Annotated in this window: 10 protein-coding genes; 2 read left to right on the forward strand and 8 right to left on the reverse strand. The window is 72.0% G+C overall.

Going from position 1 to position 12,655, the window contains the following annotated elements:
- Positions 1-10 precede the first annotated feature (10 nt).
- From ACI79C_RS05995 to ACI79C_RS06025, 7 genes are all read right to left on the reverse strand, one after another.
- The gene (locus tag ACI79C_RS05995) at positions 11-700 is read right to left on the reverse strand and encodes an L-ribulose-5-phosphate 4-epimerase (protein ID WP_456944712.1); all 690 of its coding nucleotides are present in this window, start codon (positions 698-700) and stop codon (positions 11-13) included.
- The gene (locus tag ACI79C_RS06000; RefSeq protein WP_456944713.1) at positions 697-2,370 is read right to left on the reverse strand and encodes a xylulokinase; all 1,674 of its coding nucleotides are present in this window, start codon (positions 2,368-2,370) and stop codon (positions 697-699) included. The genes ACI79C_RS05995 and ACI79C_RS06000 overlap by 4 nt, the downstream gene beginning before the upstream one ends.
- Before the next feature lie 106 nt (positions 2,371-2,476).
- On the reverse strand, positions 2,477-3,514 hold the full coding sequence (locus ACI79C_RS06005; RefSeq protein ID WP_456944714.1) for a LacI family DNA-binding transcriptional regulator: 1,038 nt from the start codon (positions 3,512-3,514) through the stop codon (positions 2,477-2,479).
- A gap of 89 nt (positions 3,515-3,603) precedes the next feature.
- The gene (gene mmsB, locus ACI79C_RS06010) at positions 3,604-4,848 is read right to left on the reverse strand and encodes a multiple monosaccharide ABC transporter permease (protein ID WP_456944715.1); all 1,245 of its coding nucleotides are present in this window, start codon (positions 4,846-4,848) and stop codon (positions 3,604-3,606) included.
- Entirely contained in the window at positions 4,845-6,383 is a 1,539-nt protein-coding gene (gene mmsA / locus ACI79C_RS06015; protein WP_456944716.1) for a multiple monosaccharide ABC transporter ATP-binding protein, read from the reverse strand. The genes mmsB and mmsA overlap by 4 nt, the downstream gene beginning before the upstream one ends.
- Before the next feature lie 182 nt (positions 6,384-6,565).
- Positions 6,566-7,717: a multiple monosaccharide ABC transporter substrate-binding protein gene (gene chvE, locus ACI79C_RS06020; RefSeq protein ID WP_456944717.1), complete on the reverse strand. Its 1,152-nt coding sequence runs from the start codon at positions 7,715-7,717 to the stop codon at positions 6,566-6,568.
- Between the two features lie 362 nt (positions 7,718-8,079).
- Complete coding sequence (locus ACI79C_RS06025) at positions 8,080-9,015, reverse strand: DUF5926 family protein (RefSeq protein ID WP_456944718.1); 936 nt, start codon at positions 9,013-9,015, stop codon at positions 8,080-8,082.
- Between the two features lie 48 nt (positions 9,016-9,063).
- Here ACI79C_RS06025 and ACI79C_RS06030 point away from each other — a divergent pair, with 48 nt between their 5' ends.
- Both ACI79C_RS06030 and ACI79C_RS06035 read left to right on the forward strand, forming a co-directional pair.
- The gene (locus tag ACI79C_RS06030) at positions 9,064-10,269 is read left to right on the forward strand and encodes a cytochrome P450 (protein ID WP_456944719.1); all 1,206 of its coding nucleotides are present in this window, start codon (positions 9,064-9,066) and stop codon (positions 10,267-10,269) included.
- A 111-nt stretch (positions 10,270-10,380) separates the two neighbouring features.
- Positions 10,381-11,997 (forward strand): long-chain fatty acid--CoA ligase, encoded by a 1,617-nt coding sequence (locus ACI79C_RS06035; RefSeq protein WP_456944720.1) that lies wholly within the window; start codon positions 10,381-10,383, stop codon positions 11,995-11,997.
- A 305-nt stretch (positions 11,998-12,302) separates the two neighbouring features.
- On the opposite strand, the gene ACI79C_RS06040 is transcribed toward ACI79C_RS06035, so the two are convergent.
- Positions 12,303-12,632, reverse strand: a complete 330-nt coding sequence (locus ACI79C_RS06040; RefSeq protein ID WP_456944771.1) for a rhodanese-like domain-containing protein — start codon at positions 12,630-12,632, stop codon at positions 12,303-12,305.
- Between the last annotated feature and the right edge of the window lie 23 nt (positions 12,633-12,655).

Raw genomic sequence — 12,655 nt, forward strand, 5'->3', positions numbered from 1 at the left:
GCGTCCTTCCTCACTGTCCGTAGACGTTCTGGTAGCGGTTGTAGAGCGAGTCGATGTCGGACTGAGCGATCGGCAGGGGCTCGCCGAGCTGGCGCGAGAAGTGCACCGTGCGGGCGACGTCCTCGGTCATGACGGCCGCCTTGACCGCGGCCTTCGCCGACGGGCCGATGGTGAAGACGCCGTGGTTCTGCATGAGGACGGCGGGCGACCGGGAGCCGCGCAGCGTGGCCACGATCCCCTGGCCGATCGAGTCGTCGCCGATCAGCGCGAACGGCCCGACCGGGATGGGCCCCCCGAACTCGTCGCCCATCGCGGTGAGCACGCACGGGATCGCCTCGCCGCGCGCGGCCCACGCGGTGGCGTACGGGCTGTGCGTGTGCACCTGCCCGTTGACCTCCGGCATGTGCCGGTAGACGTAGGCGTGCGCGTCGGTGTCGCTGGAGGGCTTCCTCACCCCGTCGACGGCGTTGCCGTCGAGGTCGCAGACGGTGATGCCCTCCCAGGTCAGCTCGTCGTACTCGACGCCGCTGCCCTTGATGACGAAGAGGTCCTCGCCGGGCACCCGCTCCGAGACGTTCCCCGAGGTCCAGGTGACCAGCTCGTAGCGGGTCAGGTAGCCGTGCAACCGGGCCACGTGCTCACGCTGCTCGCGGAACGTGCCTCGCTCGGTACGGGCGCTCGTCGCCGTCGGTGGGTTCATGCCTGCTCCTCGATCAGGGCCGACGCCGTCGTCTCGACGTCGGGGGGTGGCGGGTCGGCCGGCCGGTGGCCGATCCCCACGTGGTCCACGGCGGCCCGTTCGACCGGGAGTGCGGCGACGTAGCGCTGCATGAACGCGTCGAACCCGGCGACGTCGGCCGGGTCGGGCTCGACGGTCTCCAGCGCGGTGCCGGTGAAGACCACGGTGTCCAGGTAGTCGGCCAGGCTCTGCTCCGGCGCGCGCCCGGCGGCGAAGGCGGCGAGGACGGCCATCCCCCAGGCGCCGCCCTCGGCCGCGACGTCACCGACGGAGACCGGCGTGTCGATCGCCGCGGCCAGGAAGCGCTGGGCCACGCCCCTGGTCTTGAACAGGCCGCCGTGGGCGAACATCCGATCGAGCCGCACACGCTCGGTCTCCAGCAGCACGTCCATGCCGATGCGCAGGGTGGCCAGGGAGGCGAACAGGTGCGTCCGCATGAAGGTCGCGAGGTCGAACCGGCTGTCCGGGGACCGCACGAACAGCGGCCGCCCCTCCTCGAAGTCGGTGATCGGCTCGCCGGAGAGGTAGTTGTACGCCAGCAGGCCGCCGCAGTCGCTGGCACCGCCGAGCGCGGCGGTGAAGAGCGTCTCGAAGACGACCGACGGGTCGGCCGCGACCCCCAGCGCCCGGGCGAACTCGGCGAACAGCCCGGCCCACGCGTCCAGTTCGCTGGCCCCGTTGTTGCAGTGGACCATGGCGACCGGGTCCCCGGCCGGCGTGGTGACCAGGTCGAGCTCGCGGTGCATCCGGCTGAGCTCGTGCTCGAGCACGACCATGGCGAAGATGCTCGTCCCGGCGGAGACGTTGCCGGTGCGCGGGGCGACCGAGTTGGTGGCGACCATCCCCGTTCCGGCATCCCCCTCGGGCGGGCAGAGCGGGATGCCGGCGCGCAGCCGCCCGGTGGGGTCGAGCAGCGCCGCGCCCGCCTCGGTCAGCGTCCCGGCCGGCTGGCCGGCGAGGGCGACCGCCGGCAGCAGGTCCGCCAGGGTCAGCTCCACCCCCGCCTCGGCCGCGAGCTGGTCGAACCGGGCCAGCATCGCGGCGTCGTAGCCGCCGGTGTCGCTGTCGATCGGGAACATGCCGCTGGCGTCGCCGACACCGAGCACCTTGTCGCCGGTGAGCTGCCAGTGCACGTAGCCGGACAGGGTCGTCAGATGGTCCAGCCGGCCGACGTGCTCCTCGCGGTCCAGGATCGCCTGGTAGAGGTGGGCGACGCTCCAGCGGTGCGGGATGTTGTGGCCGAACTCCGCGCTCAGCCGCTCGGCCGACTCCCCCGTGTTCGTGTTGCGCCAGGTGCGGAACGGCGTCAGCAGCTCACCGTCGGCGTCGAACGCCAGGTAGCCGTGCATCATCGCCGACACGCCGAGTGCGCCGACCGTGGACAGCTCGATCCCGTGGCGTCGCTGCACGTCGGCCGCCAGGGCCGCGACGCTCTCCCGCACACCGGCCCAGACGGCGTCCAGCGAGTAGGTCCACAACCGGTCCACGAACTGGTTCTCCCAGTCGGAGGTGCCGACGGCGAGCGGAGCGGAGTCCGGACCGATCAGCACCGCCTTGATCCGGGTCGATCCGAGCTCGATCCCCAGGGCCGTGCGCCCTCCGGCGATCGCGGCGCCGACGTCCATCGTCATGTCCTGGATCCCTCTCCCCCACCGGTGACCGACCCGGCCCCAGCGGTCCCGTGGACCGCGGGACGGGTCCCGCGGTCAGATGTCAACGCCACCACGACCAGCCGCCTCATGCCCGGTGCGGCGCCGGCCCGGTGCTCGACCGGACGAGCAGGGCCGGCGGCACGGGGTCGGGGTGCAGCTCCTCCCCCCGGAGGCGGGCCAGCACCAGCTCCACCCCGCGCCGGCCCAGCTCGGCGAAGTCCTGCCGGACGGTGGTCAGGGGCGGGGTGAAGTACGGCGCCTCCGGCAGGTCGTCGAAACCCACGACGCTGACGTCGCGCGGCGCCTCCAGCCCCTCCTCGTGGAGTGCGGCGAGCAGGCCGAGCGCCATCTGGTCGTTGGCCAGGAAGACCGCGGTGATCTCCTCGCCGTCCCGGATGCGGGCGGCCAGCTCCCGGCCGGCCGCATACCCCGACGACGGCGTCCAGTTGCCGCGCAGGTACGCGGGCACCTGCGCGCCGGCGGCGCGCAGCTCGGTCCGCCAGCCGGCGATGCGGTCCCGGGCCTCCTTGGAGTCGGCCGGGCCGGTGACGTGGTGGACGGTCCGGTGGCCGAGGTCGAGCAGGTGGCGGGTGGCCAGGCGCGCCCCCGCGACCTGGTCCACACCGACCGCGGGCTCCTCCACGGCACCGCCGCTCTGCACGGTGACCAGCGGCAACGGCACGTCCACCTGGTGCAGGGCCTCGGCCGCGTCGTCGTAGGTGGCCAGCGCGACCACCGCGTCGACCGACGCCCCGACGAACCGGTCCACCGCCTCGCGCATCGCCTCCGCGGTCGCCTCGTCCAGGACGGTCACCGACAGGGAGTACCCCGCGGTGCGCGCGGCCTGCTCCAGCCCGACCAGGGTCTGCGCGGGCCCGTACTGGTTGATGTTCACGACGACGAAGCCGATGGTGCGGGTGGATCCGGTCACCAGGGCCCGCGCCGCGGTGTTGGGCCGGTAGCCCAGCTCGCGGATCGCCCGCTCCACCCGCTCGCGGGTCTGCGGCGCGACGTTGCGGTGCCCGTTGATCACGCGGGAGACGGTCTGGTGCGAGACACCGGCGCGGGCGGCGACGTCCGACATGACCAGCGCCCGGGTCGCCCCCTCGGGCTCCACGCTCACCCCTCTCGTCGACGGGGCGCCCCGCCCCGGAATGACGCCCCGTTCCGGCGGGGGCGGCCCCGCGGGTTCGCGCGGGGCCGCCCGGGAGGTCAGCGCGAGGCGCCGGCCCGCCGCTTGTTGTAGACGTCGAAGGCCACGGCCAGGAGCAGGACCAGGCCCTTGACCACCGACTGGATGGACTGGTCGATGCCCATGAGCTGCATGCCGTTGCTCATGACGGCCATGATGAGGCCACCGACCATGGCGCCGACGACGGTGCCCACACCGCCGGTGACGGCCGCGCCACCGATGAAGCAGGCGGCGATCGCGTCGAGCTCGAACATGTTGCCCGCGCTGGGCTGGGCGCCGTTAGACCGCGACGAGAAGACCACGCCCGCGATCGCGGCCAGGAAGCCCATGTTGACGAAGATCCAGAAGTTGACCATCCGGACCTTGACGCCCGACAGCGTCGCGGCCGCGAGGTTGCCACCGATCGCGTACACCTGGCGGCCGAAGACGGTGCGGTTGGTGACGATGCCGTAGGCGATGACCAGGACGGCCAGGATGATCAGCACGATCGGCAGGCCGCGGGCGTGGGCCAGCTGCCAGGCGAACCACATCACGACGGCGCCGACCAGGACGATCTTCGCCACGAACAGCGGGAAGGACTCGACCGGCTGCTGGTACCGGATGCGGGCGACGCGGGTGCGGAAGCTGCTGAAGGCGTACCCGGCGACACCGATCGCACCGATCAGCAGGGTGAACGCGTCGTAGCCGTCGCCGCCGATGAGCCCGTTGAGGAAGCCGCTGGCGATCCGGCCGTACTCGCTCGGGAACGGCGACAGCGAGATGTTGTCGAGCACCTGCAGGGTGAGCCCGCGGAACAGCAGCATGCCGGCGAGGGTCACGATGAAGGCCGGGATGCCGACGTAGGCGACCCAGAAACCCTGCCAGGCGCCGATGGCCAGGCCGACGGCGAGCGCGGCGAGCACGCCGGCCCACCAGGGCATCCCCTGCCGGATCACCAGGACGGCGGAGACCGCGCCGGTCAGCGCCACCACCGACCCGACCGAGAGGTCGATGTGCCCGGCGATGATCACGATGACCATGCCGATGGCCAGGATCAGGATGTAGCTGTACTGCAGGACGATGTTGGTGACGTTGCCGGGAGACAGCGACGTCCCGTCGGTCAGGATCGCGAACAGCGCGACGATCACCACGAAGGCGACGTAGATGCCGCTCTGTCGCATGTTGCGGGTGACCAGTTCCTTGAGGTTGCTGGTCCCGGTGTGCAGGGCGGCAGTCTGCGCCGGCTCCTGCGGGGCCTCGGGGCGCGGGGGCGCGGTCCTGGTCATGCCGCGAGCTCCTTCTCCTTGGTCATGAGCTCCATGAGGTTCTCCTGGGTGGCCTGCGCGACGGGCACCTCACCGGTGATCCGGCCCGCGGACAGCGTGTAGATCCGGTCGCAGATGCCGAGCAGCTCGGGCAGCTCGGAGGAGATGACGAGCACCGCCTTACCGTCGGCGACCAGCCGGTTGATGATCGTGTAGATCTCGTACTTCGCACCCACGTCGATGCCGCGGGTGGGCTCGTCGAGGATCAGCACCTCGGGGTCGGTGTACAGCCACTTGGACAGCACGACCTTCTGCTGGTTGCCGCCGGAGAGCTTCCCGACGACCGAGGTGACGCTGGGGGCCTTGACGTTCATGCTCTTGCGGTAGCCCTCAGCGACCTTGATCTCCTCGTTCGCGTTGACGAAGCCCTTGCTGGCGAGCTTGTACAGCGCGGCGGCGGAGATGTTGCGCCGGATGTCCTCGATGAGGTTGAGGCCGTAGTGCTTGCGGTCCTCGGTCGCGTAGGCGATCCCGGCGTCGATCGCGTCGGCGACGTTGCGGGGCCGGATCTCCTTGCCGTGCACGAAGAGGCGGCCGGAGATGTTCCGCCCGTAGGCGCGCCCGAAGATGCTCATGGCCAGCTCAGTGCGTCCGGCGCCCATGAGGCCGGCGATGCCGACGACCTCACCGGCGCGGACGGTGAGGTTGGCCCCCTCGACGATCTTGCGGTCCTGCGTCGGGTGCCAGACGGTCCAGTCCTCGACGCGGAGGACCTCCTCGCCGGGGTGCGACTCGCGCTCGGGGTAGTAGCTCTCCAGGTCGCGGCCGACCATCCCGCGGATGATCCGCTCCTGGGTGACCTCGCCGGCGTGCAGGCTCAGCGTCTCCACGGTCTTGCCGTCGCGGATGACGGTGACGTTGTCGGCGATCGCGGTGATCTCGTTGAGCTTGTGCGAGATCATGATGCAGGTGATCCCGCGCTCCCGGAGCCGCCGGAGCAGGTCGAGCAGGTGCGCCGAGTCGTTGTCGTTGAGCGCGGCGGTCGGCTCGTCGAGGATCAGCAGCCGCACGTCCTTGGACAGCGCCTTGGCGATCTCGACCAGTTGCTGCTTGCCGACGCCGAGCTGGCCCACCGGGGTGACCGGGTACTCCTTGAGGCCGACCTCGTCGAGCAGCCGCGCGGCCTCGGCGTTGGCCTTGTTCCAGTCGATGAGCCCGCCGCGGCCGCGGACCTCGTTGCCCAGGAAGAGGTTCTCGGCGATCGACAGGTAGGGCACCAGGGCGAGCTCCTGGTGGATGATCACGATGCCGACGTGCTCGCTGTCGCGGATGCCCGCGAACGTGCTGACGTTGCCGTCGTAGACGATCTCGCCGTCGTAGCTGCCGGCCGGGTAGACGCCCGACAACACCTTCATCAGCGTCGACTTCCCGGCGCCGTTCTCGCCGCAGATGGCGTGGATCTCGCCGCGGCGGACCTTCAGGTTCACGTCCGACAGCGCCTTCACGCCGGGAAACGTCTTGGTGATGGAGCGCATCTCCAGGATGTAGTCGTCCATGGGACCTCGTCGTCCTGTCGTCGGTGCCCCTGCCGTGCACAGGGCGCGCCCGCGGATGGTGGAGAGAGTGTGCGCCCGCCCGGTCGGGGTGGGCAGCTCAGCTGGGACGTCGTCCCGGGGTGGTACCGGCCGGGCCCGGCAGCAGTGGCTGCCGAGCCCGGCCGGGACTCGGGGGGCGGAGGTCAGTCCGCCTGGCCGCTGGCGACCTCTTCCTGGGTCCAGTAGCCGGAGTCGACCAGCACGGACTGGATGTTGTCCGCGTAGACCGTCTCGACCGGGAGCAGGTACGACGGGACGACCTTGACGCCGTTGTCGTAGGTCTCGGTGTCGTTGGCCTCGGGCTCGTTGCCCTCGGCGAACGCGGAGGCGGCGGCGACGGCCTGCTCGGCCAGCAGACGGGTGTCCTTGAAGATCGTGGAGCTCTGGACACCGTCGGCGATCAGCTTGACCGAGGCGATCTCCGCGTCCTGACCGGTGACGACCGGCATCGGGTTCGGGGAGTCGAGGTTCGGGCCGTAGCCGGCGTTCTGCAGCGCGGTGATGATGCCGCGGGACAGACCGTCGTACGGCGACAGGACGCCGTCGACGCGCGAGCCGTCGTTGTAGGTGGAGGTCAGCAGGTCCTCCATCCGCCGCTGGGCGGTCTCCTGCTGCCAGCGCAGGATCGCGGCCTGCTCGATGTCGGTCTGACCCGACTTCACGACCAGCGTGCCGTCGTCGATCTTGGGCTGCAGGACCGACATGGCGCCGTTGAAGAAGAAGAAGGCGTTGTTGTCGTCCAGCGAGCCGGCGAACAGCTCGATGTTGAACGGGCCGGTCGCGCTGCCCGCCGAGCCGTCGGCGTTGAGCACGCCCAGGCCGGTCAGCAGGGCGTTGGCCTGGGCCACGCCCACCTGGAAGTTGTCGAACGTGACGTAGAAGTCGACGTTCTCGCTGTCGCGGATGAGCCGGTCGTACGCGATGACCGGGATGTTGTTGGACGCCGCGTTCTCCAGCTGGCCCGCGAGAGCCGTGCCGTCGATCGCCGCGACGACGAGGATGTCGGCACCCTCGGTGATCATCTGGTCGATCTGCTGCGACTGCGTCGGGATGTCGTCGTTGGCGTACTGCAGGTCGACGGTGTAGCCCTCGCCCTCCAGCTGCTCCTTGACGTTGTTGCCGTCGGCGATCCAGCGCTCGGAGGTCTGGGTCGGCATCGAGACGCCGATCGTCAGCTCCTCCGCCTCGGCGCCCCCACCGGCACCTCCGCTGCCACCGGCACCCTCGCCGCCACACGCCGCCAGCGTGAGCGCCAGGGTGGCGCTCACGGCGGCGAAGCCGAGCCTTCTGCTCACGTGATCTCCTCCTCGAGACTTCTGCGCGCTCGACCCGGCGCAGGCCCGCCCCTGGCGAGCGGGATCAGTGTGAGCGCTAACAACGGGGGGCCGTCAACCCCTCGCGGACAATCCGGCGTCACGGTCTCGTAACGCCCCAGTCGTTTGGGTGCAATGCGTCCGGTCCGGGTCGCCGTGCGTCGCGAACGGCATTACTCCCCGGCAACATCCGCCGTTCCACGGCCTCCGGGACACCGCCGGACGGGCTGCGCCGCGACGTCCCGCGGCCGGCGTCCGCGGACGCGGCCGAGCCCTCCCCGGACCCCGCGTCGGCCCCGGCGTGCGCCTGCCCCGCCCACCGGGGTGGACGGGGCAGGCGCGGCTCAGCGCAGGGTGATCTGCCGGGAGAGCAGGCCGGCGCGGGCCCGGCGCTCGTCGGGGGTCAGCGGGTCGGTCACGGCCAGCGCCTCCTCCAGCCGGGCCTGGAACTCGGTGGCCGGGCCGGTCCAGTCGGCGGCCGGGGTGTCGGCGGGCAGGTCCCACACGGGGACGACGAGACCGTGGGCACGGAAGGCCCCGGCGTAGCGGGTCTGCTCCCCGAGGGTGACCCGCTCGGCCGCCCGCAGCCGGGCCAGCGCATCGAGCAGCCGCTCCTCGGACTCCGGCCGCACCCAGCGCAGGTGCGCCCGCTCGCTCCCGGGGCGCACCCAGTAGGCGGCCCCCAGGCCGGGCAGCAGCTCGGTGGGCAGCACCGCGGCGTTCGCCTGCTCGAGCCCGGCCTTCGCCGCCGCGGAGGGCTCGGTGCCCTCCAGCCAGAAGCCGAAGTCGGGGTGCACGGTGACCTCGAAGGGGGCGTCGAGGTCGAGCAGCTCCTGCAGCCGCGGCCCGGCCGAGCCCGCGCCGCCGATCGGTCCGGGGTCGACCGGCGCACCGGTGGGCGCCTCGAGGGCCGCGGCGAGGGCCGTCCCGAGGTCGCGGCTCACGTCGTCGGAGGAGGTCTGCAGCTGGACGCCGAGCAGGATCTCCCCGTTGGCCCGCACCAGCGCGGGGGCGCCGCCGGGCAGGACGCTGGCCAGGGTCACGTCCCGGCCGTCGGTCGTCCGCAGCGGCACCGTGGCCGCGGGCACCAGCTCGCGCAGGGCCACCCAGTGCGGCTCGCCGGGCAGCCCCTCGAAGGGACGGGCCACCGGCGGCGCGTAGCCCGAGCCGTGGCAGTGCTTGTACCGGCGGCCCGAGCCGCACGGGCACGGCGCCTTGGGGTTGACGCCGCCGTCGGCAGCGGGGGCAGCGGAGCGCTTGCGGGTCGCGGAACGAGCCATGGGGACGAGCCTACGGAGCCGCCCGCCGGGCCCTCCTAGGCTCCGGGGGTGACCAGCGCCGCCGCCCTGCTCGACCTCACCGACCCGGCCGTCGTCGCCGACCCCTACCCCGCGTTCGCGCGGGCGCGGGCCGCGGCCCCGGTGCAGTGGCACGAGGGGCTGGGCCTGTGGCTGGCGTTCACCCACGCCGAGGCCAACGCCGTCCTGCGGGACCGGCGGCTGGGCCGGATCTGGCGGGACAGGGAGCCCCCGGCACGGTTCGAGAGCTTCAACCTGATCCACCGCAACGCCATCCTGGAGATGGAGCCGCCCTCCCACACGCGGCTGCGCCGGCTGATCAGCACCGCGTTCGCGCGCGGGCACGTGGAGCGGCTGCGGCCCTGGGTCGAGGAGCTCGCCGCCCGCCTGGTCGACGAGCTCGTCGAGCGCTCCGGTGGCACCGAGCCCGTCGACGTCCTCTCCGGCATGGCCGAGCAGCTGCCCGTCGACGTGATCGCCGAGCTGCTCGCCGTCCCCCAGGCCGACCGGCCGCTGCTGCGGCCGTGGTCCAACGCGATCGTGAAGATGTACGAGTACGGGCGGACGGCGGCCGTCGAGGAGGCCGCCGAGCGGGCGGCCGCCGAGTTCGTCGCCTACCTCCGGGAGCTGGCCGCCGACCGCCGGGCGCACCTCGGTGAGGACCTGGTCAGCCACCTCGTGAGCGTCCGGGACACCGACGGCGACGCGCTGACCGAGGACGAGCTGGTCACCACCTGCATCCTGCTGCTCAACGCCGGCCACGAGGCGACGGTGAACGTGACCGGCAACGGGCTGCTGGCCCTGCTGCGCACCCCCGACCAGCTCGCCCGGCTGCGGGCCGACCGGAGCCTGCTGCCGACCGCGATCGAGGAGCTCATGCGCTTCGACTCGCCGCTGCAGCTGTTCGAGCGCACCGCGGCCGCGGACGTCGAGATCGGCGGGGTCACCGTCCCGGAGGGGCAGAAGATCGCTGCGCTGCTCGGGTCGGCCAACCGCGACCCGGCCGTGTTCGCCGACCCGGACACCCTCGACGTCGGCCGCACCGACAACCCGCAGATCTCCTTCGGCGCCGGCGTCCACTTCTGCATCGGCGCACCCCTGGCCCGCGTCGAGCTGCAGGCCTCCTTCGGCGCACTGCTCGCCCGCACGTCGCTGCTGGAGCTGGGCGGGGAGCCGGTGCGCCGTCCGGAGTTCGTCATCCGCGGCCTGTCGGAGCTGCCCGTCGTGCTGCGTTGACGGTCGGCCTCCGGCAGCCCGGGACCGCCGTGTGGTCGGGTGCGGTCGGTCCGCGCCCACGGCGGAGGCGGACCGGTGGAGAGTGAGCCAGCTCACTGGCACGATGCGGCCATGCGTGGGCTGATGCAGGACTTCCCTCTGACGATCGATGCGATCTTCCGGCACGTCGAGCAGCACTACGGCGACGGCACCATCGCCACCGCCGGGCCCGACGGGATCACGCGGACGACGTACGCGGAGTGGGCGCAGCGCACCCGGAAGCTCGGCGGGGTCCTGGACACCCTCGGCATCTCCGAGGACGGGCGCGTGGCGACCTTCGGGTGGAACAGCCAGCGCCACCTGGAGCTCTACTTCGCCGCGCCGTCCACCGGCCGGGTGCTGCACACGCTCAACATCCGGCTGTTCCCCGAGCAGCTGACCTACATCGCCAACCACGCCGAGGACGAGGTCGTCTTCGTCGACCGGACCGTGCTGCCGCTGCTGTGGCCGCTGATCGACACCATGAAGACGATCAGGCACGTCGTGGTCATGGACGACGGCGGGGACAACGAGATCCCCGACGACGCGCGGGTGCTCGACTACGAGGCCCTGCTGGCCGAGGCGTCCCCGGTCGACTTCCATGTCACCGACGAGTACCGGGCCGCGTCGATGTGCTACACGAGCGGCACCACCGGCAACCCCAAGGGCGTCGTCTACACCCACCGCTCGACCTGGCTGCACACCATGGGCGTGATGGCGCCCAACGCCTTCGGCCTGGGCATCCAGGACGTCGCCATGCCGGTCGTGCCGATGTTCCACGCCAACGCCTGGGGCATCGCCCAGGCCGCCCCCGCCGCCGGGTCCTCCCTCGTCATGCCCGGCTCGATGATGCAGCCGCAGGCCCTGGCCGACCTGATCGTGGAGGAGGGCGTCACCTTCACCGCCGGCGTCCCCACCATCTGGCAGGGCGTGCTGCCGCACCTGGTCGGCCGCCCGCACAAGCTGCGCGAGATCGGCTGCGGTGGCTCGGCGGTGCCCAAGGCGCTCTCGGAGGCCTACCGCGAGCAGGTGGGCCTGGCGATCCTGCAGGCCTGGGGCATGACCGAGACCCACCCGGTGGCGTCGTCGGGGATCCTGCCCCGGCGCTACCTGGACGCCGACGAGGAGACCAAGGCCACCCAGCGGGCGCGGGCCGGCATCCCGTTCCTCGGCGTGGAGGCCCGCATCGTCGACGCCGAGACGATGGAGCCCCAGCCCTGGGACGACAAGGCCACCGGTGAGCTGCAGGTGCGCGGCCCGTGGTGCGCGCAGGACTACTACAACCCCGACGCCGGCGTCGTGCTGTCCACGGACGACGGCTGGATGCGCACCGGGGACGTCGCGGCCATGGACGAGTACGGCTCGATCCGCATCGCCGACCGCACCAAGGACCTCATCAAGTCCGGCGGAGAGTGGATCAGCTCGGTCGACCTCGAGAACGTGATCATGAGCCACCCGAAGGTGAAGGAGGCCGCGGTCGTCGGCATCCCGCACCCGAAGTGGGACGAGCGCCCGCTGGCCTGTGTCGTCGTCAAGGAGGGCCAGACGATGACCGAGGAGGAGGTGCTCGAGCACCTGCGGCCACAGGTCGCCAAGTGGTGGCTGCCCGACGCCGTCGCCTTCATCGACGAGGTGCCCAAGACCAGCGTCGGCAAGTTCTCGAAGAAGGACCTGCGCGCCCGGTTCCCCGAGTTCCCCGCCAAGAGCTGAGCGCCAGTGGAGTGCCAGGGGCGAGGGATCCTCACCCCTGGCACTCCGCTCAGCGTCCCGCGACTGTCAGCGCACGAACACACCGGTGCGCTTCCGCGCCGCCGTCCGCTCCTCGCTCGCTGCGATGCTCCCGCGGCTGTCAGCGCACGAACACACCGGTGCGCTTCCGCGCCGCCGTCCGCTCCTCGCTCGCCGGCGCTCGCTGCGATGCTCCCGCGGCTGTCAGCGCACGAACACACCGGTGCGCTTCCGCGCCGCCGTCCGCTCCTCGCTCGCCGGCGCTCGCTGCGATGCTCCCGCGGCTGTCAGCGCACGAACGGGGGCTGGCCGGTCTCGCTCACCATGGGCCGGCCGGCCGCCTCCCACTCCCCCATGCCGCCGCCGACGTTCACCGCGTCGTAGCCGTTGTGGTTCAGCCACGCGGCGACCCGCGCCGAGCGCCCCCCGCTGCGGCACACCACGTACACCGGGTCGCCCTCGGGCACGTCGTCGAGCCGGGCCGGGACCTCACCCATCGCGATGTGCGTCGCGCCCTCGATGTGCCCGTGCACCCACTCGTCGTCCTCCCGGACGTCGAGCACGACGGCGTCCTCGGGGAGCTCACCGGCGGGAACGGTCGGGACCTGCTGCGGCATCACGGAGTCCATCGTGGCACGCG

This window comes from Geodermatophilus sp. SYSU D00697, assembly GCF_054050175.1.